This window comes from Planctomycetia bacterium (assembly GCA_016795155.1).
Classification (GTDB): Bacteria; Planctomycetota; Planctomycetia; order Gemmatales; family HRBIN36; genus JAEUIE01.
This window is the reverse complement of sequence record JAEUIE010000024.1, coordinates 23,816-44,896: the sequence shown is the minus strand read 5'-3', so window position 1 is coordinate 44,896 and position 21,081 is coordinate 23,816. Positions and strand designations below refer to the sequence as shown.

Here is a 21,081-nt window from a genome sequence, read left to right as displayed (position 1 = left end):
CGCAAACGCAAGCCACGCACCAAGGAAGCATGTGATCAACTCTGCGGCCAGTGCCTCGACTGGTTCTCGCCTAATGAATGCGCCAACTACCTCCGACATGCAGGATATGCGCCGCAAGAATGGAACTGAAAATGCTCTAGTAATAATTGCCGTTCGAGACATAAGCATCACCTTCTTGCAAAGTGTCATTTTCAACAGCACTGCCATCGATCAGTATGATTTACCAATCCATCCACGGGCATATCTGCTACTCTGAAAGCTGGTCGAGAATTGCCAAGCGGTTCTGTCGCCTACGATAGTACCATGCACCTGCAACCAATTTTGCACAACCGGTGAATGCCAGCGTGGTTGGTTCAGGGACTGCAGCATACTGGAATTGCACAATTAACGCGCCATTGGTGACATTATTTGGAACGACTGGATCGTTATAAAAGCCATTCTCCCTGTACTGAGCGCCTACGATGGCATTGTCAAAGTCCCATCGGATAAAGGTGAAGGCCTGTGCGTGACTCCAAGTGATTGTCATCAACAGGTCGCCGCCGGTATAGATGTAAGGCGTCGAAAAGTTGATGACCGGGCCAAACGCATTCGGTGTCGCACCACCTGGGTAACTGTTGATGCCGAATGACAGTGGTCCATTGCGCACCTGCACCGTGCCTGGACCCTGATTGGCTGCTACGCTAGAACTTAACGATCCAACAGTGAAATTCGACGGTCCCAGGTAAATGTCAAAGTTCGGAGTGCTGAGAACTTCGGAAGGACCAGACGGGTCTCCGCCATTCAGGCGAACCTGCATGGCTGTGATTTGACTGCCAATGGGAAAGCCACTGAGCAACGAGGAGCCGTACAGTTGTTGGAATATGGAACCACCTGTAGTGGTGTATTGAAGTCCTGTATTGCCTTCACTATTGGCACGTGAAGGCGGCACAACGACCGTTTGGGCAAATGCACATGCACCAGAAAACAGACTCAACAGCACACCAGCTATCATTGCCAGATGAGACATAAGTCTTGACCCTATAAGCATTCATCAGATTGACATGGATGAACACTACCCGAAGGCGTAGCTCATGTCAAACCACACCGCTCCATGACATTTTTTGTTTTTGATGATAATCCCATGAAATCCGCGCAACCTCTCCGGATGTGATCGTCTCTGGGGTGCATCCAGCGACGGATGCGTTCATACCAAGGAGTTGCCCATGAAACTGCGACTTTTATCTCTTGCTCTTGCTTCCCTGTGTACCTTTGCCATTCCAAGTGCTTCACAGGCATTCGATCCACCTTATCGCCATGGCTGGCATTCAGGCTATCGTCATATCCATCAACGACATGGCTTGCGAATCAACTCAGTTGCCTGGCGATCACCAGCTTTCTATGCAGGGTTGGAACGAGGCGACATCATTCTCGAAGTGGATGGCCGCGATGTCAGGCATCCGGAACAACTGCACGAGGCCTTGCACCGCACGGGTATGCGGGGGGTGTTGACCGTTCGCGATGCCCGCTCTGGACGCATCCGCGACGTGAGGGTTTACCCTACCAACGGACACATCGGCGTAACGCTCTCGGCATATTCGTACTAAAGCCCGATTCACCCCCAACTCCCTCTCCCGCCAAGGGGAGAGGGGAGTAAAACCGGTACAAGCTGGAGGTTTCTCCAGCTTGTCTGTAGTTTCAGACCTTTTTCACACCTGTTTCCACAGTTCACTGTTTGGATTTCAGGCTGATACTCGTTAAGCTGGAGGGAACACTCTCCTTCAGGCGATCCGTGTGTCGTTATCCCCCAAAACCATTCGTGAAGAATTGCGCAACCACTTTCGCGGTTCGCTTCAATTTGATGAAGCGACGCGGCGGATGTTTGCGACTGATGCCAGTCTGTTTCGCGTTTTGCCTCTAGGAGTTGCCACACCGCTGGATCAGGAAGACCTGCTGGCACTGGTGAAATATGCTAACGAGAAGAAACTCGGTCTCACGCCTCGCGGTGGTGGGACAGGCCTGGCAGGGGAAAGCCTCACCAGCGAACTGGTTGTCGATCTGACACAGCATTTTCAGAAGATTCTGGAAATCGGTCCTGAAACGGTTCGTGTTCAGCCTGGAGTAGTGGCGAGCAAGGTGAATCAGGCTCTCCTGCCCATCGGTCGCAGGCTTGCCATCGATTCTGCCAGTGAATCATCGTGCACGATGGGTGGCATGCTGGCTACCAATGCTTCCGGCTCTCGCGTCATGAAGTATGGCTACCTGAGGCAATATGTCGAATCGATTCAAGCCATCATAGGCACCGGCCAATCAGTCACCTTGTTGCCGCATACGCACTTACCCCGCCTGCCCATTACTGCGGAGTCGCAACTGGCGCAGGTGCTGCATCAACTCATCGACAAGAATCGTGACCTCATTCAAACGTGTCTGCCCAAAACGCCATTTCATCGCGCTGGTTATCTGCTACACGATCTGGAGCGGGACAAGCTGATCCAGTTGCAGAAAGTGATGATCGGTTCCGAAGGCACACTGGGTTTTATCACGGAAGCTACCCTACGAACGGTGCCTTTGCCAGTGGAACGGGCTGTGCTGCTGCTAGGGTTTACTTCAATGCAACAGGCAACCGAAGCAGTCCCTTACCTCATGGAAAGTGGACCGGCAGCCATCGAAATGCTGGATAGACGCCTTATCACCATGGCCTGCGAAGCCGATCCGGTGTTCAAACGCTGGCTCAGCCCCAGCATGCAGTCTGCCCTGCTGATTGAATGGGAGGGCATGGAGAACGGGACCGTTCTGCCGATGATCGAAAAAGGGACAGCACTTCTCAGGCAACAGGCACATCCAATTGTCGAGCGACTGGCCCTGGAACCTGCGGAAGCCCAGCACCTCTGGTCGTTCCGCAGCCTGGCGTTGCCCGCACTCTATGCCAATGCCCGGCGCATGCCGGTTGCATTCCTCGAAGATATTGCGGTGCCTACCGATGCACTCACCGGTTTTCTCGATCATGTACAGAAACTGTTGCCCAGGCACGAAACGACTGCAAGCATTTTGTGCCATGCAGGTGCGGGCATCGTTCACATCAGGCCGTTGTACGATCTCCACGATTCCGCAGACATTGATCGGCTGAAATCTTTCACCCATGATGTGTATGCCGAGGTTTTCCGTGTTGGTGGAACGATTAGTGCACAGCATGGAGTGGGGCTGGCACGCACTCCCTGGATGGCGCAACAGGTTGGCCCGCTCACGGAATTGTTCAGGCAAGTAAAAACTCTGTTTGATCCAACAGGCATTTACAACCGTGGAAAAATACTGGGCGGTTCTGAATCGCCATACGAAGTGTTCCGCACCCTGGCTGCACCAACACCAGCTACCAGCAAGGAAGAAAATGCTGTCTCCAAAAAAGATGGAGCATTTACGTTGCCGATCATCGAATGGGAAATGCATTGGGCAGGGCAATCGCCACTTGCATCAGCAGAGGCCTGCCACGGTTGCGGTGCCTGTCGAACGACGGTGAGCGAAACCCGCATGTGCCCGATTTACCATTCCCAGAAAACCGAAGCTGCCAGCCCACGAGCCAAGGCAAATCTTCTGCGTGATATGTTGCAGCACCCCGACAAGTCGCTCACCCTGGGTTCAGAAGAGTTGCGTGAGGTTGCAGACCTTTGCGTTAACTGCAAGATGTGTGCGATCGAGTGTCCATCGCGTGTTGCTATCCCGCAACTCATGCTGGAAGCTAAAGCACAGTTTGCCAGGGAACAGGGGTTGCGATGGCGTGACTGGACTGTATCACACATTGACACCTGGGCTCGATGGGGCAGTCGGGGTGCCTGGCTCGTGAATCGCCTGCTTCGAAACAGAGCCACCCGTTGGGTTATCGAAAAATGCTTTGGCATCACTCGGCATCGACGGCTGCCTGCTCTGCATTCTGATATCTTTGCAAAACGAGCTAAAAGATTCGGCTGGACAGAGAAACCAGTCGCAACGGATCGACCGCGTGTTCTTTATTTTGCTGATACCTATGCCCAGTACTTCGATCCTGATATTGCTGAAGCCACGGTACGTGTGTTGCAACTGGCGAATGTGCAGGTGTTCGTACCACCGGAAGCTCTGCAAAGCGGTGCCGCATCACTTTCGGTTGGACATGTCGAACGCGCCAAGCGGTTGGCCAAACGCAACATCAATACGCTGGAACCGCTGACTCGTGAAGGTTTCACCATTCTCTGCAGTGAACCCACCACCGCACTGATGTTCCAGCAGGATTACCTTGCCCTGGTGGATGATCCAGGTGCCGCACAGATTGCTCGACATACTGTGGAATTAATGAGCTACCTTAGTCAATTGCAGGAGCAAGGCCGACTGCCTGCGATACCGAGCAACACGCCTGCAATTACTCTGGGCCACCATGTACCCTGTCATGTGAAAGCCTTGCAGCAAGGTATCTTCGGCCCCGATCTGCTCACCAGCGCTGCCAACTACCGTATCAAGACACTCGATGTCAGTTGTTCAGGTATGGCTGGCGTGTATGGATTGCAGCAGGCAAATTACCAGTCATCACTGAAAGCAGGCAAACCGATGCTCAGCCGATTCGCTCAGGATGATCTCCATTTTGGTTCGAGTGAATGCAGTTCCTGTCGCTTGCAGATGGAACATGCAGGCAACAAAACGGTCATGCATCCCGTACAATGGCTGGCACTGGCATACGGTGTAATGCCACAACTTCAGGAAAGACTGAAACAAGGAAACCCTCATTGATTCAGGTACATTTCTTTGCAGGATTGCGTGAACAAGCCAAGGTATCTCAGATTGACTGGCGATGGGAGAAAGGGCTTTCTGCAGGACAGTTACGAAGCCAGTTGACGCAGCGCTGGCCAACCATCGATGTTCTGCTCCAGCGATCAACACTTGCTGTCAATAACCAGATCGTACCCGATTCTTTCCTGATACCCGACCAGGCAGAAGTTGCATTGCTGCCACCCGTGAGTGGTGGCTGACAACATTATAAGATACCCACATGATCCGCATCCAATCTGAACCTATCGATTATCATGCACTGACCGAAGCAGTGCGCTCGCATGCCAGCGGCGCTGTCTGCTTATTTCTCGGTACTGTACGTGAATTTACCGGTGCCGAGCAAACGGCAGCATTGACTTACGAAGCTCATCCAGTGATGGCTCCACAACTGCTTTCCCAGGTAGAACAGGAAACCCGCCAGCAATGGCCAGTACACGAGGTGATCCTGGTGCATCGCACCGGGTATTTGGAACTCGGTGAAATCAGTGTCGCAGTGGTCATCAGCGCCGGTCATCGGGATGCTGCGTTTGCATCTTGCCGGTTTGCGATTGATCGCTTGAAAGAAATAGTTCCGATCTGGAAACAGGATCATGCAAACGACGGGAAAACCACGTGGATTCACCCTGAATTGGGCCAATAATCAACTTCATTTCTTCTCACTCGCATCAGACTTAATATCGCTCGCTTGTATTTGCACAGGCACAACAGTAGTCACCCAGACGCTTCGCTTGCGGTTGTTGGTAAGCAGGATATCTTCTTTGCCCTGCCGCAGATGCACGCGCCAGATACCTGACTGCCCTTCCTTAATCGCATCCACTGCCTGTTTCTTCTGATCCTGATTGGCCCAGGCAGTGACCAATATGGTTCCCTCTTCACCCGGTAGCAATGCCGGGCATGATGACTGGTTCAACTGCTCCAGTGCAGGATCAGTCACCGGGCCATAGAATCGTTCCTTGCCCCATTCCAGAAAAGTGTAAACCGGTTTACCTTCCTGCCCACCAGTGCGGTTGAATGTCACATCATCGGGATGAAAAATCAGCTTGCCCGTATTTTTCACTCGCAGTTCCAGTTGCAATGCTTTGCCTAATGGTACATCCTTTTGGCCATCACGAAAAGCAAAGCTGGCATCAATCACTTTGACCGCGACCGGCTGAACACTTAATGAACCAACCGTTCGTGTTTCGCCCAGTTTTAACGGCGGCAATTCCTTGCCAAGAGATTCCGTCGGCGAAATGACCTTCTGATTACCCGTCACATCTTTCGCCTGCTTGAGTGGCGGCATCACCACTCGTTGTCTGCCTTCAAAAAAGTCTTCATACAACCCCTGATCGGGAATGCTTTCGAGAATATGTGGCGTGCGGCTGCGCTGCTGCTGTTGCAGTAAGTAAACCACGGCAATGGTGGCTACGACAGCATAGGGTATCAGCAACGCCAGCAGCCAAAGAGAGGCGGGCAATTTCCTGGGCGAAGTCGATATATCAGGGCGCAGGCGAGGACTGGTCTCAGGCCATGCTGTATTCAATGCCATTTCCGTTGGAGCTGCAGGAGTAGTTTCTGGAGACTGCTCACTTACCACGGCATGGTTTGGTTCTGATGCATTGGCTTCACCAGACGCCGATGGTTCTACTGAAATTGGCTGGATGTCTGGTTCCGTCATTGGCATGAGTCCATTCGGTTACTCCATTGATAGCAAGTGCATCCCCTGCTGTTAAGCTCCAGCTTGATAAGATGTAGAGATACGACAGATTTATCTTCGCCAACTGGATACCTACATGCGTGCTGCAGCTTATACCCATACTGGCCCGCCCGAGGTCATCAAGATCAGTGATCTGCCAGAACCGCTGGTGCAACCTAACGATATTCTCGTACAGATCAGTCATTCCGCATTGAACCCGATAGATTTGTACATCCGGGCAGGCACCATCAACGCCACGCTGCCCAACCCGTTTATTCCCCACGCCGATTTCGCAGGAACAGTGAAAGCGGTTGGCAGCAAGGTAACCCGCTTTCGCATCGGGGACAAAGTCTGGGGCAGCAATCAGGGCATGATGGGTCGCCAGGGAACCGCTGCGGAACTGGCATCTCTCAATGAAGACTGGGCCTATCCATTGCCCGAAACAGTTTCGCCTGCCGATGCTGCAGCCTGTGCCCTGACAGGCATCACTGCTCATCTGGGCCTTTTCCGCACCGGTCAACTGCAACCTGGCGAAACGGTATTTGTTCATGGTGGCACCGGCGGCGTTGGATCCATGGTCATTCAGATGGCCAAGGCACATGGCAGCAAAGTTATCACCACCACGGGAAACTCGGCCAAGATGGAACTGTGCAAATCGTGGGGAGCTGACCTGGTTTTGAACTACAAGACGGATGACCTTGCCAAGGCTATCAAGGATTTCACCAACAACCAGGGCGTTGATCTCTGGTATGAAACGCAGCGTGATCCCAACTTTGAAATGATATTGCCGCTCATGAAAATACGGGGCAGAGTTGTCGTCATCGCTGGCCGGGCTGCCCGCCCTGCCCTGCCCTTCGGCATCTTTTACGTGCGTGATCTCAGCATCCGAGGCTTCGCCATGTTCAACGCTACTCCCGATGAACAGCGTGTCTGCGCTACCGAGATGAACCAATGGATGAAAACCGGCAAGCTGAAAGCCTGCATCGGCAAAACGTTTCCGCTCGATCAAACCGCAGCAGCCCATCAGTTGCTCGAAGAAAATACACTCCATGGCGCCGGCACGCTGACTGGCAAAGTGGTCATACAGGTTTCCTGAAGTTCATAGCATTATGCCTTATCCCATTCTTGACCGTTCACAGCTAAAGATACAGCCACTGGCTCAGCGTCAGCACGACCTGAACCTGTCGCAGATTCTGCCACTGTTTCATCCCCGCAGCAGCTTTCAGCATGATGCGTTGCCCAAACTGGGCGAGCGCATGCGGCAGGCCAAGGCCAGAGGCGCATCCTCCATTCTGATGATGGGCGCCCATGTGCTCCGAGCTGGCGTGAGCCGCTACCTCATTGACTTGATGGAACAAAAGCTGATTACACACATCGCTATGAACGGCGCCGGGCCGATTCATGACTGGGAATTTGCATTAATTGGTGCAACCACCGAAAGCGTGGCCAAGTATGTGCGAACCGGCGAATTTGGACTCTGGTCAGAAACTGGCCGCATCAATGATGCCATCGTCATGGGCCATCAACAGGGTCTGGGGCTCGGCGAGGCAATCGGACGCACTATTCTCGAAGGTAATTTTCCCCATAAGGATATCAGCGTGCTCGCCGCAGCAGCGCGGTTAAACGTCCCAGTGACGGTTCACGTAGGCGTGGGGTATGACATCATCCACGAACACCCCAATTGCGATGGCGCAGCCCTGGGTGCCACCAGCTATCGCGATTTCCTTACCTTTGCTCATGCATGCCAGTCGCTCGAAGGTGGCATCATGTTGAACTTCGGAACCGCTGTCATGGGTCCGGAAGTCTATCTGAAAGCGCTGACGATGGCTCGCAATCTTGCCCACCAGCTAGGCAGACAGATTTGCCATTTCACTACTGCAGCGTTCGATCTGATACCGCTCGATGGTGATTTGACGCACGAAGCACCCAAGACTGACCCCCGTTATTATTATCGGCCCTGGAAAACCATTCTGGTTCGCACAGTCGCTGATGGTGGCGAAAGCTATTACATTCAGGGGGATCATCGGTTAACGGTACCGGCACTCTATCATGCTGCTCTTTCATCAGAAGTCGGGTAACCATGTCCAGCGTTGCGCTCATCCATCTACATCGCGTGGAACAGAAAGCCGCAGCCAAGGCACTTTCGACAGTGCTGGCTGAATGGAAATTCAAGTACACCCACTCCGACCCCATACCACCTGATGGCCCCGGAGTGATGCTATCTCACTTAGATAAAGGCGTTGGTTACCTCTGCTATCTGCTAGGCCCGAGGCAAGGCAACTGGACAACGCTCATTCAACCCTTTGCTGATCGAGAAGATACTCCCTTCCTGGCAGATGTGGCCAATCGCTTGAGCCAGCAGTTGCAGACCCACTCCCTGGCCTTGCTCCTTCATGATGGCGATGTGCTCTTTTACAACCTCGATTACCGTGGCACGCCTCGCGATGGTTACTGCAGCAACCCGCAGCACCTGGCAGATCATCGTCTCGATGATAAAGACGTGCTGAATCAGCGTCATCAGCCCAAGGCATTTACACCGCTCCTGCCACGCAATGTCACAATAGAGCAACTGCAGAAAATGTTACACGCCGGCTGGTGGCAGGCTTTCGATGCGAAGCAACTCGATGAAGCAGGTGAACTGCTGAAGGAAGAAGACATGATTGACGAAGAAGAGCGGTTGACTGCACTGGGAAACCTGTTGCAGCTCAACGGCAACGCAGGCTATCCATTGGCACACTGGAAAACGACAAAACTTATCGACTGGAAACGCTACCAGGCTCTTTATTATTCTGCACGAGGGCGCACACTCACTGTGGTATGATCAGGATCCAAACCGCATCACTTCCATCCACTGGTGTGCATGCTGCAGCATGACTGGCCCCAGTGTGTGCGGCTCAGTCGATTGTAACGCCAAGCCCACTGCAATGGGTGCGCCGTTGCGAATTACTTTCCCCATCACCAGCACCCAGCGCTGCTGGCGATTTGCATCGAAAGGCAATTGTGACAGTCTGCGAAAGGACGCGATAAACCCCGAATAACTTAGCTGTGTCGGCCACAATCGAATGCGGGTAGCATCCTGCATCACTCTGGCATACATGCCAGGAACAATTCGATCAACGATGGATGCCACCTCATCAGGCTCTATGGTTCCTGCCTCATGCCCCAATGGCCCAAATACCATCAACCTGATTCGGACCGGCAAACCATAGAGGACCAATGGCTTGGCATCTGCTGGCATTGGAGGAGCTGGTGCATAAGTTGCCAGGTCTTCCAGCAAGGCAGAATCGGCAATGTTTCTTTGGGAGCGATTCCAGTACTTCAAACATTTCTGTAGTATCAGCAGAAATACCAGGATGACCACTAACCCAATGACAGCCCAGCGACCTTCAGGTGAAGTGACAAACGACTCCAGAGTGGTCAGCCAGTCTGCCATGCGATGCCTCTAAGTAGTCAATCCAAAGCCGATACGAAAGGGTCTAGGTCGCCTTCGTAATTGCTTGGATAGCTTCTCCACCAGACCCAAGTGAATTACCTGAGTTCCCACGATGCCGTAACACTCCGCCTGATGCCAATCCGTTTTGCCGAGTACGCTCACTCCCGCTGCGTGCTCGCACCAGGCAGGAAGCAACAAACGATTCTCCGTGTAGAGATAACAGGGAGCTTCACCAGGCAGTGTAGCACAGCGCAAGCTCGGATGAACATGTCCCAGAACAATCCGCCGCTCATCTTCTAGCTCTGCATCGTGCAAGACAATCCACTCTCCCAAAGTGAAACCTTCAGGATGCAGTTGCAGACCTTCAATGTCACCCAGCCCCTGATCATGGTTGCCGGGCACCAGATGTATGGCCATCTGCAGACTGGTCAGTTCAGCCACCCAGTTGCTTGCCACCTCGTAGCCATGCCGGGCCGATTCCACCAAGTCGCCTGCCACCACTACCTGCTTTACCTTCCAGTGCTGCAGAATGCGCACCAGATAGTCAAGCCGCTCAGTTTCTCCAAAGTGGGGCACCGCTTCGCCATCACCACGCCGGGCAGCGACATAGCCCAAGTGCATATCAGCCAGCACCGCAGTGGAAGTAGGCTGATGAATAATAACCCGTTCAGCGGTAAAGAGCCAATCATCCTGATACCACATGATTTGCCTCCTGCTGTGTGGTTCCCAGTGCAAGCAGCATCTGGTCCAGGCTGCTCACCGAGTTCTTTGGAGCTACACTGCTTTGCGGCCACCACTCTGCTGCAAAGGGCGAAGGCTCCGACAACCATCGTAACCGAATCTCATCCAGTTGCAACCGTTCCAGGAAAGCCTGCGTCGCTTCTGACTGAAAATAATCTTCCGCTGCTTCCCGTTGCGCCTGGTGAAGTAGTGGGAAGTCGTGGTTGGCGAAACGCAGCCAGTTCATCAGTTTATCGCCTGCCCATGAAGTACCGCCGACCCGGCGATGCTTGCCTCGCAACGGCTTACGCAAAAGCATCAAACCGTTGTGTGCTGTTTCTATGAATCGCCGGGCAAGCACCGGACTGCCTGCCAATACCCGCTGCAGATCAATGTCATATCCTTCAGGCGACAGCAAGATACGCAATCGACCAGGTGTAATTTCAACATCAGCAGGCAGCGTCATTAGGAACCCAAGCGGGCCAGGCTCCATCGGATACTGCGTTCCCGCACAGATTCGCCAACTCAACACCCTGGCAAGTCCTTCGCAAGCTGCAGCGGGCAAGGGCACATGAAAACTGTACGACACATGCTCACCATCAGGTGATGCCGCTGCTTCCACCAGCAAACCGGAATCAGGCACTTCACTGACTTGAATTTGTTTATTCATCCACTCGATAAGCGGCTCTGTCACATCATCGGGTAACTGATATTCTTCCTGCAGAATCTGCCGGGCATGTTCGGGGGAATCAATCAATGCATCGCCTATTCTGGCCCGCAACGTCCAGAACCGTTCCGCGAGAATCGGAGGCATGTTCATAATCCCCCCCTGCCAGCGAGTAAACGCAGGCAGGCCACCGCTCTCCTTCACCACCACGCTGGTCCGTTCGTGACGACAAAGCTCATACACCTTACCGCTTAGCAAAAACCGATCTCCCGCCAGCAGACGGTCTGCAAAGTGGTTCGGCACCGAACCAAGTGAACGTGCCGGCTCATCGCTTTTGGGCTGTTCCAAGTACACCTGCCGATGTGGCTCATCGTTGATGGTGCCTGCATTGGTGCGGTACAGCCTGGGGATGATGCCAGAGCCAGCCAGCAGGCGATGATCCCTGATTCTGATGCGAGGCGGAATATTCAACTGGGCGTTGCCACCGGAAAGATATTCCAGGCAGCGGACAAAATCGATGAGTTCCAGATGCTCAAAGCATGCAGCTCGTCTGATCAGATCATAAGCCTGCCTGACAGAATAGTCCTTGACCACCGCCATCGCCACCAGTTGCTGGCACAGTACATCCAAAGGCACGGCTGGAATGTGTAGAGGTTCGAGGAAACCATCTTCTGCCGCTGCCCGGGTGGCAACCGCTTCCAGCAGTTCGATGGCTGATCCGACGAAAAGTGTGCCCGTTTTGATGCATCCCGGTCGATGATTGCCTCGCCCCACGCGTTGCAGCAACCGGCCCGCGCCACCGGGTGCATGGACGAATGCCACATGATCGATGCAGCCGATGTCAATTCCTAGTTCCAGACTGGTGCTGCTGAGCACAACCCGCAATTCACCACGTTGCAGCTTCCGTTCAACTTCATGCCGCTCCTGGCGAGCAATCGATCCGTGATGTACGCCGATCTGTTCGGCCAAGTGAGGCAGCCGTCTTTTCAGCGACCAGCCAAGGCGTTCCGCCAGGCTGCGGACATTGGTAAAAACCAGCACGGTTCGATGTTTTTCAATCAGATGCTGCAACCGCTGCTGCAGCGAAGGGAGGAACGACTGTTCCAGCATAGCCTGGGTTAAGTCAACGATATCGAGTCGCCAGCGAATCTGATCTTGAACACTGCGAATCACCACCTCGTGCTTTGAACCACCCAGCCAGCGCGCTACTTTCTGGAGCGGATGACAGGTTGCTGACAAACCAATGCGCTGAGCTGGTTTGGCAGTCAGATGATCAAGCCGTTCGAGTGAAATGGATAAATCTGAACCTCGCTTGTTGCACGCCAAAGCATGTACTTCATCTACAATCACCCAGCGAACATCCTGCAGCACCCTGGCAGATTCCGGATGTACCAGCATCAGCGACAGGCTCTCCGGCGTGGTGAGGAGGATATCAGGCGGATCATCGAGCAGTTGGCGACGAGCAGCGGTGCTGACATCTCCGGTACGCAGGCCGACAGTCATGCGAAGAGTGCCATATCGAGCCAGTGTTTCAGCATCATCCTGTAGCCGAACATGCAAATCGTTGCTCAATGCTTTAAGTGGAGCAATATACAGGCAGGCAATGCCGCGATTATCGCGATGCGGTCGATTGATAAGTTCCTGATAAATGGGAATCAACGCGGCCAGGGTTTTACCTGTGCCTGTGGGCGCAGTGAGCAACAGGTTCTGACCATTGAAGATTGCAGGCCAGGCCAGTTTCTGGCAGGCAGTGGGGCCTTGGGGAAAACGTGCCTGCCACCAGGAAAGCAATATCGTCTGCAATGGCTGCAAGCCAACCAGATTTACCGTAGGTTGAAGCATATTGCATCCTGCAGAAACGAATTTTCCTGCCTACCCCCGCTGATCCAGCGCCACCACCTTGCGAACATCCGGCCCGGTGTACAAGCCACGTGGCCGAATCAGGCGATTGTTCTCAGCCTGCTCAATGAAGTGTGCGCTCCAGCCGGTGGTACGGCTCATGACGAATATCGGCGTGTAGAGTGGCACTGCCAGGTTCATGGCGTGATACAAGCGGCCAGCGGGCCAATCGAGATTAGGGAACATGTTCTTCTCTTTCGCCATGATCGTTTCCATGATCTCGGCAGTTTCTTCCCACTTCTCGGTGCCTGCCCGCTTGGCTGCTTCCTGGGCATATTTCTTCAGATACGCTGCCCGCACATCGCCCGTCTTATAAACCCGATGGCCAAAACCCATGATCCGTTCCTTGCGTGCCAGGGCATCGTAGGTCCACTTCTCCGCATTCTCCGGGCCGCCGGTAGCCAGCAGAATGTCCATCACTTTTTCATTCGCTCCACCATGAAGCGGCCCCTTCAGTGCACCAACCCCCGCAACGATGGCTGAATGCAGATCGGACATGGTGGAACAGACCACCCGGCACGTAAATGTCGAAGCATTATACTCATGCTCAGCGTAGAGAATCAGCGAAACATCAAATGCCTTGGTGTCTTCATGGCTGGGCACCTTGCCAGTAAGCAAACGCAGAAACTCGGAGGCTATTGGCAAGCCATCCTGTGCCTGCAGCGGTTCCTGTCCATTGACAATACGATGATGTGCCGCCACCGCGAGCGGAATCGACCCCATGAGACGTTCTGCCTTGCGGCGATTAGCAGCAGTTGAATTGTCATTCACTTCCGGGTCATAATGTGCCAGCACACTGATGGCAGTACGGCAGGCATCCATCGCAGGAACATTTTTCGGCATCGCCTTGAACAGGCTGATCAGGGCATCGGGCAGTTGTCTGGCCTCGGCAATGCGGGCATGAAATGCAGCCAGCTCTGACTTTTTCGGCAGCTCGCCGTAAAGCAGGAGATAGCCCACCTCTTCGAAGGAACAATGATCCGCCAGTTCCGTAATGGGATAGCCTCGATAACGCAAGCCACCGGTCACGGTAGAAATAGCTGATTCACCTGCAATCACCCCTTCCAGACCTGGTGAATAGGTTTCCTTCGCAGGGTTGGTTGTTGCACTCATGGAGAGTATCCTTTCAAAGCTCTTCGCTGTCAGCTATCAGCTATCAGCGAATGATCAATTCTCATTCATCCGAACCATGTTCAATCAAAACCAACATCATTCATCAATAGCATACAAAGATGACAGCTAACAGCTGATAGCTAGTAGCTACTTTCCAAAATACGCACGATCCCGTGCTTCATACCCCGTGTAGCCTAGCAGATCGTACAGCTCTTGCCGAGTGAGCATTTGGGAAATCAGGTTTTTCTGTGTTCCTTCCTGCTTGATGGCTTGCAGTGCCACCCGGGTGCTTTGCAATGCCAGCCGCAATAGTGTCACCGGGTAGATTACCAATTGATAGCCAAGCCTGGATAGAGTGCTCAATTCCATCAGAGGCGTCTGACCAAATTCGGTCATGTTCGCCAGCAGTGGCCCGGGTACTTCCTTGGCAAACTCTGCAAACTCTGCTTCCGATTTCAACGCTTCCACAAAAATGACATCGGCACCAGCTTCCCGGTAAGCTATGGCCCGCTGAATGGCGTCTTTCATATCAGTCACGCCACGGGCATCCGTGCGGGCGATAATCACAAAATCTCGATTTCGTCGACTGCCTGCTGCTGCACGTACCTTCGCTGCCATTTCTTCGAGGCTAACGAGTTTCTTGCCTGATAAATGTCCGCAGCGTTTAGGCATCACCTGGTCTTCCAGATGAATGCCTGCCACCCCCGCTGCCTCAAACTGCTGTACCGTTCGTTCAACATTCAGCGCTTCACCAAAGCCGGTATCAGCATCAGAGATGAGTGGCAACGAGCAGGCTGTGGTGATACCACGTGCGAAATCGACAAACTCTGAAAGAGTCACCAGCCCCACATCAGGCAACCCCATCGATGCCGAGAGGGCTGCACCCGATAGATAGATCGCCTGAAATCCGGCTTGTTCAGCCAATCGTGCCACCAGCGGATTGTAAACACCGGGGATTTGAACGGTGCCCTGTTGCCAGGCCTGGCGCAAAAGGGCTCCAGGATGGTTGTTAGCTATATACGACATATGTTTTCCCATGTTTCCAACCCAGTTAGTGTAGCTGAACACTGTTGGGAGTCATGGGTTGTTCGAACTGCAGGAATGATTCCATGCAGCAACTGAGCTTCCTGGCGGTTCACATTCAAATTAACCATCTTGATGCCAAGAATTGTCAAGGAATACAGTTGCTTACATGATTCATGTATTACCAGGCGATGCATAACACTTTACGCCACCCGCACTACTACCACCGTCACGTTATCACTGCCACCCAGGGCATTGGCGAGGTTGACCAGTCGTCGTGCTGCTGCTTCTGCCGATGCTGTGTTACGCAGCACTTCGCTGATGGAACGATCATTGACATGCGTTGTCAAGCCATCCGAACAGAAAATGAGGGCATCGCCTACCTCCAACGGCTCACTGATGAGTTGTATCTGCACCGGATGTGATGAACCCAAGGCCTGATCGAGTTCATGTCGACGCGGATGATTGATTGCTTCTTCCTGATTGATAACACCCATCGAAACTAGGCGATTGACCAGTGTCTGATCCTGCGTCAGTTGACGGATGGCGCCCTCGCGATAGAGGTATGTTCGACTGTCACCCACATGCCCCATGTACAGCCTACCCTGCATGAGGAAACCGACTTCACAGGTGCAGCCCATGCCAATCTGCGTACCATCCCCCTGCTCAGCCGCCGTGTGAATGGTGGAATTCGCGGTCTCAATTGCGTCGTGCATCATCTCGAGAATTTTCTCTTCCTCAACCACCACTGGCAGACTGGGATCCTGATCGTGGAACACCTTCCACGGATCTCTGCTGCAAAGCTCACGCCGTATGGTGTTGATGGCCATCGCACTTGCCACTTCGCCGGCATTGCATCCACCCATGCCATCAGCCAGGATAACCATGGTCTGGTCACCCCAGCGATCCTGCTCGTAAGCACTGGCATGAAAGACTGCGAAGGCATCTTCATTTGTGGCCCGTGCCAGCCCCGTGGAAGACCAGCCTACTGCATCGTAGCGCAACGCTTGGGCTGAACGTTCACCTGCCCGCAATTGAGCGATCAGTTCTGTAAACCCTGTCTGGTCAGGGTCATCTTCCTGGGTTGGGTATCGCTGCTCGACAAAACGGGTAAACGTCTTCAGTACCACTTGGGTAAAGAGGGGATGTCCATCGGGAAAGATGCTGACAAACGAGCGAGGCACTCCGTACGCATCAAAATCGAGATCGGTCAATTCCCTGCCATGATGCAGGGCGTAAACCAAAGCGCCGAAGGGATACAAGTCCACGCTGGCATCAGCCAGTTCCGGGGCCAGCACCAGTTCCGGCGCAGTGGACAACGCACCTTTCATCTGTGCTATGGAGGGAACAGGTATAGGCAGCAGTTCCGTCAAATCGGCAAGCACGATATGGCCACCGGCATTGACGACAAACATTTCAGGCCGGAGCGCCTCCATCACCACGTTATGCTGATGTAGTTTCTGCAGCAACTCTGCAATCTCGGCAAGCCAGCGGAAGCGATCTACCAGGGTAGGCGATTTTTCCCAGGCATCCCAAAGATTGGTTCCTTCTGGCGGATCAATCACCAGAATTTCTGCAGCTTCTTCTTCGGTAAACTCCCGAATGGCTGGCATGACTGCTGGCAACTTCTGGATCATCTGGTGAAGCCAGTGTGCTCCCGGCCAATGGAGCGATTCAGCGGAAACAGGCAGCGGAGCTGAGCCACTATGCAGTTGCTTGAGCGGTGCCTGCAGGTTCACCATTTCATCTTCCGGAGTGGCGATTTCCTGCTCGGTCACAGCGGAGCGTTTGAGCGAGTAATAAACTTCAACCTGCTTCGGACTTTTTTCCTGTCTCGCCAATGCCAGCCACCGCTGCACACTGGGCCGACTCGGAAGCGGCTGTTCTGGCTTGTAGCGTTCATGCCAGTCTGGCGCAGGCTCCACCCTTATCGCTGCGGGGAGCGGTTCCATTTTTTCCTTCGGCAGGACCAGGCCGCATTCCAGGCAATAGGTCGCTTTCTCATCCAGTGTTGCAGAACAGGCTGGACAAACCGGCACCGGGATCGAAGGAATGGGAATCTCAGATGGTTCCAGAGCTTCCGTTGGCGATGCTACCGGATGCAGGTGAGCGGTATCCGTTGCTGAATCCCAGATGGGTGCGAGTGCATCTGCGGGTATTTCCACATCACCACTGGAACCCGGTACAGCATTTTCATCAGACTTTGATTCAAGACGAGGCGCCCACAGACGATTCCAGATGCCACCCCGGCTGGGAGGAGGATCATTCTGTGGGGAAGTAGGCACCGCATATCCTCGTGATTAACGCAGCCGACCGCCGCATTGCGTGCAGAAACGTGATCCCTGGCGATTCACCTTCCCGCAAGTGACACAACCGTGCATCGGCTCGGTTAAAGGGGCAGCACACTGGGTACAATGTGGCTCCCGCACCTTGTTGACATGTCTGCAAGCCGGGCAGGCTGTAGACACGGTCACCGCACGCCGCTGCAAATCTGTCTTGAATTCCCTGGCTGAAAAGTACCGGTCGTTGGCATCTTCCGCCAGGTTAGTCGCGATCATTTCGTACAGCCAGCGCTGCTCCGGAGGTATTTTCCCTTCCGGTGCCATAAGCATATCACGCAATTCCAGTGCTGTGTACTGCCCTTCCGGCGCTTTTCCGGTGAGAAGCTGGTAAAGTGTCCCCGCTAATGCGAACAAATCACTGCGTAATTCCGGCTTGCCAATGACCTGTTCCGGCGGAGCGTACCCTTCGGTATACACCCTGGTTTTGGCCGCAACCCGGCTTCGGGCTGTCTTGCCGAGTTCCCGTGCCGTGCCGAAATCAATCAGCCGGATATTGGTGCCATCCTCCAGCAACATGATGTTATCAGGTTTCAAATCGCGGTGAATGATGCTGGGCTGCTGGGAATGGAGCAAAGTCAGAACATCACAAATCTGCTTGGCCCAGGTGATCACCAGATCAACCGGAAACGGACGATGCCCCTGGCTTTCCAGAATCTTGAGCAGGTCTTTGCCTGGGATGTACTCCATAACCAGATGTGCCGACTGGCCATCTTCAATAAAGTCGAAAACTTTGGGAACAATAGGCGAATGCTCGAGCAATCTCAGGATTTCTGCCTCGCGGCGGAAAAAGTTCAAACGCGTTGCAAACTCCGCCTGGTCTGCTGCCAGCATATCTTTGATGGCAACAGGCCGGTTGGCTTTCACATCGTGAGCGAGGTAGACACCGCCGAAACCACCAATTGCCAGCAGTCTATCCACCCGGTAACGATCATGAAGTACGGTTCCAGTCGGGCTGGGCAGCATGGCCTGACAGCGGGCACAGTACCGAGCCTGACGGGAATTGGCAGTGCCACAAGCCGGGTTGGTACAGATCAGTGGCTGCTCTTCCGCATCAATCGATACGCCATTGGTACGTGGCACCCAGCCACACTGCGAACAACTGCCATTCTTGAGCGCAATCTTGCAGGTTGGACAGCTTGTTGGGATAGAAGAGCTTGAACCATTGAGTGCAGTGAGCTGCTGCGAGGAATCAGCCGGGCGAGGCAGAACCACGCCACTGGCAAGTTGTGGCGTACTGCCTTGCGGACGTACTGCCGTGGGCAGTTCATCTTCTGTGGTTCGTGCCGTGAATATCTGCTTACAGAACGGACAGCGTACCTGACGCTGAGCAAAAATGTCAGCCACCCGGGCCAATTTCTGGCAATGCTCGCACCGCGTCAGGATAGGCATAACTACATCTTCAGTTTCAGTTGCACTGTTCCCACCTGGATGACATCACCGTTGACTAGCGGCCTGACCTGGCCAGGGAAGATACGGGCTCGATTGACAAAGGTGCCGTTCTGGCTGCCCAGGTCTTCGATGCTAAGTCCGGTTTCCGAGGAAACAATGCGGGCATGCTGGCGGGAACACCAGATGCGCTCGGTTGATTCCTGATCTTCCAGATCGACATCGACCGGCTTTTCATCGGTACGGCCAATGTAGTTTTCGCCCGTGTAGATGGGATATTCCACATTGAGTTTCTGACCGCGAATCACAATCAGCTTCGGCGTGGTCAGAGACGGAGCAGATACAGGATCAGCAGTCGGAATAGTATCGGTAACTTCAACCTGCATCGGCGGGAAACTGCTGGTCTCCATCTGATGCTGTGCCTGTTCGACATTGAGGGTCTTCACCGCTTCGTAGCTGCTGGTGTCAGTCAGCGGCTCTGCCATGGGTATGTCATTCAAAGGTACCGTGACAGGTACGCTCGTTTCATCTGACATGTTCTTACCCTCCGGTTGAAGTTGCAGATCCGATTTGCAGCGCTCGCAGAACAGGGTTCCATCTTCGTTCTTGAAAGCACAATATTGGCATGTAATCATGAAGCGAATTCCGCAGTGGTGTTTTAGATGTCCTGTTAGTTCTCAGATTAAGGTATTGGCATCTCTTCCGCAAGTCGCGCACTGTCATCGAGTGCCAGCATGGTCTTTTTCGAAACCTTGCCACCGCCATCCAGTTCGGCCAGGGCCTGCCTTGCCAGCATGGTTTTCTTGGCTCCGCGTGGCCCCAGCACAGTCGCCTTGCGCTCAATGGCCTGGGCCAGTCGCTTGGCTTCATCGGTATTGGAAGATTCCAGTGCAGATTGAAGATTATTGGAGAGTTCAAATATCTGCACTTCATCGATATGCTTGGCTACCTCAGCATTTACATAGCTCGGCGATTCAAGACTGTAAGTAATCTGCAATGGCACTAGGCCTGTCGTACCGGGGCCTTCCGAGGTGACATAACTCACTTCAATCTGGGCAATGACATACTGGCCATCGGGACGCTGAGGCAGACTTAAATCCAGCACATATCGTGTCGGCTTGTCACGCTCCATCGTGCCCAGGTTTGCGATCAGATGACGTTCTTCCAAACCATCGAGTGTCAGTTCACGAATTTCAGGCAACACCAGTCGGCAGCGCTTGACGCGAATATCTTTCATCGGCTTGATGTGCAGTTTGACATCGCGGAAGACCGTGGATCGCAGATGGGCAAACTCCTCCAGGAAGACCCGTTGCGTATCATCCTTCCTGGCTTCATCCACGTAATACCATTTTCCAGCACTCAGTTGCGCCAGGTCTTTCACGAGTGATGCATTCCATTCGGTGCCTACTCCTACCACCGTCAACTGTTCCTTGCTGTCTGCCATCGACTTGGCAAGTTCCCGGCAATTCTGTTCACCCGAAGTTTCACCATCGGTGAGCAGCAGCACATGTGTCAGCGTGTTCTCTTTTTTGACGCCGCGTAGCTGTTCGAGTGCCAGTTGCAAACCTTTGTCCATGGCCGTGCCGCCCGGATCAATTTCAAACCGGTCAATAGTGTTGATGGTCTTTTCGATTGCTGCCAGTTGCGTGAGTGGCGTGGGAGGCAATGCTACCGCAGAAGTATGCCCGAAGGCCACGATGGTCAGCGTGTCGGAAGGACGCAACAAGGGGATTGCTTCCAGTGCCGCCTGCTGCACTCGTTTCAGTCGGCTGATGCCCGTTCCATCTTCTTCATACATGCTTCCTGAAACATCGAGCACCAGGGCCAGATTGACGGGCATCATCGGTGCACTGCCATCCCCCGCAGGGATCACTTTAACCAAAGCATAGCTGGCAATGGAATCGCCTCGTACCGCCACACTATTGCGATGGAGCATGCGTTCTAGATGTATCCTGGCAGGCATGGCAATTCCTCTTCTTGGAAAATGTCTCGTTTCGTTATTCGCTCTATCACTGCTGATCTTGCTTAAAAAAAAGTGCATGTCGTTTGATGAAAA

Annotated in this window: 18 protein-coding genes; 7 read left to right on the top strand and 11 right to left on the bottom strand. The window is 53.6% G+C overall.

Translation table 11 applies throughout. The annotated features are described in order from the left end of the window. Positions 1-247: 247 nt before the first annotated feature. Entirely contained in the window at positions 248-1,006 is a 759-nt protein-coding gene (locus tag JNJ77_10025) for a hypothetical protein (GenBank protein MBL8822913.1), read from the bottom strand. 196 nt (positions 1,007-1,202) lie between these two features. On the opposite strand from JNJ77_10025, the gene JNJ77_10020 reads away from it, so the two are divergent. From JNJ77_10020 to JNJ77_10005, 4 genes are all read left to right on the top strand, one after another. Further along, a complete protein-coding gene (locus JNJ77_10020; GenBank protein MBL8822912.1) occupies positions 1,203-1,583 on the top strand; it encodes a PDZ domain-containing protein in 381 nt (126 codons plus the stop codon). A gap of 187 nt (positions 1,584-1,770) precedes the next feature. After that, positions 1,771-4,728, top strand: coding sequence for an FAD-binding protein (locus JNJ77_10015; protein ID MBL8822911.1), 2,958 nt, complete (start codon positions 1,771-1,773; stop codon positions 4,726-4,728). Beyond that, complete coding sequence (locus JNJ77_10010) at positions 4,725-4,967, top strand: MoaD/ThiS family protein (GenBank protein ID MBL8822910.1); 243 nt, start codon at positions 4,725-4,727, stop codon at positions 4,965-4,967. The genes JNJ77_10015 and JNJ77_10010 overlap by 4 nt, the downstream gene beginning before the upstream one ends. 20 nt (positions 4,968-4,987) lie before the next feature. After that, complete coding sequence (locus tag JNJ77_10005; GenBank protein ID MBL8822909.1) at positions 4,988-5,407, top strand: molybdenum cofactor biosynthesis protein MoaE; 420 nt, start codon at positions 4,988-4,990, stop codon at positions 5,405-5,407. 6 nt (positions 5,408-5,413) lie between these two features. Here JNJ77_10005 and JNJ77_10000 read toward each other — a convergent pair whose 3' ends face one another. Further along, positions 5,414-6,430: a hypothetical protein gene (locus tag JNJ77_10000; GenBank protein ID MBL8822908.1), complete on the bottom strand. Its 1,017-nt coding sequence runs from the start codon at positions 6,428-6,430 to the stop codon at positions 5,414-5,416. 109 nt (positions 6,431-6,539) lie between these two features. Here JNJ77_10000 and JNJ77_09995 point away from each other — a divergent pair, with 109 nt between their 5' ends. Genes JNJ77_09995 through JNJ77_09985 form a run of 3 tightly spaced genes read left to right on the top strand, consistent with a single transcriptional unit; the run spans position 6,540 to position 9,263 of the window. Beyond that, positions 6,540-7,538 carry an NADPH:quinone reductase gene (locus JNJ77_09995; GenBank protein MBL8822907.1) on the top strand — a complete coding sequence of 333 codons (999 nt, stop codon included), beginning with the start codon at positions 6,540-6,542 and terminating at the stop codon, positions 7,536-7,538. A gap of 13 nt (positions 7,539-7,551) precedes the next feature. Further along, positions 7,552-8,520 (top strand): hypothetical protein, encoded by a 969-nt coding sequence (locus tag JNJ77_09990; GenBank protein MBL8822906.1) that lies wholly within the window; start codon positions 7,552-7,554, stop codon positions 8,518-8,520. A gap of 2 nt (positions 8,521-8,522) precedes the next feature. Further along, positions 8,523-9,263: a hypothetical protein gene (locus JNJ77_09985; protein ID MBL8822905.1), complete on the top strand. Its 741-nt coding sequence runs from the start codon at positions 8,523-8,525 to the stop codon at positions 9,261-9,263. Here the strand turns inward: JNJ77_09985 and JNJ77_09980 are convergent, their stop codons facing one another. The 9 genes from JNJ77_09980 to JNJ77_09940 form a co-directional block, all read right to left on the bottom strand. After that, positions 9,264-9,875, bottom strand: a complete 612-nt coding sequence (locus JNJ77_09980; GenBank protein ID MBL8822904.1) for a hypothetical protein — start codon at positions 9,873-9,875, stop codon at positions 9,264-9,266. Positions 9,876-9,884: 9 nt separating this feature from the next. Next, entirely contained in the window at positions 9,885-10,577 is a 693-nt protein-coding gene (locus JNJ77_09975) for a metallophosphoesterase (GenBank protein MBL8822903.1), read from the bottom strand. After that, positions 10,561-13,104, bottom strand: a complete 2,544-nt coding sequence (locus JNJ77_09970) for a DEAD/DEAH box helicase (protein ID MBL8822902.1) — start codon at positions 13,102-13,104, stop codon at positions 10,561-10,563. The genes JNJ77_09975 and JNJ77_09970 overlap by 17 nt, the downstream gene beginning before the upstream one ends. A gap of 30 nt (positions 13,105-13,134) precedes the next feature. Further along, a complete protein-coding gene (locus tag JNJ77_09965) occupies positions 13,135-14,274 on the bottom strand; it encodes a citrate synthase (protein ID MBL8822901.1) in 1,140 nt (379 codons plus the stop codon). Positions 14,275-14,421: 147 nt separating this feature from the next. Further along, the gene (gene prpB / locus JNJ77_09960) at positions 14,422-15,300 is read right to left on the bottom strand and encodes a methylisocitrate lyase (GenBank protein MBL8822900.1); all 879 of its coding nucleotides are present in this window, start codon (positions 15,298-15,300) and stop codon (positions 14,422-14,424) included. A 200-nt stretch (positions 15,301-15,500) separates the two neighbouring features. Then, positions 15,501-17,582, bottom strand: coding sequence for a protein phosphatase 2C domain-containing protein (locus tag JNJ77_09955; GenBank protein MBL8822899.1), 2,082 nt, complete (start codon positions 17,580-17,582; stop codon positions 15,501-15,503). Positions 17,583-17,597: 15 nt separating this feature from the next. Further along, positions 17,598-19,028, bottom strand: coding sequence for a protein kinase (locus JNJ77_09950; GenBank protein MBL8822898.1), 1,431 nt, complete (start codon positions 19,026-19,028; stop codon positions 17,598-17,600). A 2-nt stretch (positions 19,029-19,030) separates the two neighbouring features. Further along, the gene (locus tag JNJ77_09945) at positions 19,031-19,561 is read right to left on the bottom strand and encodes an FHA domain-containing protein (protein MBL8822897.1); all 531 of its coding nucleotides are present in this window, start codon (positions 19,559-19,561) and stop codon (positions 19,031-19,033) included. A gap of 146 nt (positions 19,562-19,707) precedes the next feature. After that, entirely contained in the window at positions 19,708-20,988 is a 1,281-nt protein-coding gene (locus JNJ77_09940) for a VWA domain-containing protein (GenBank protein MBL8822896.1), read from the bottom strand. Positions 20,989-21,081: the final 93 nt, after the last annotated feature.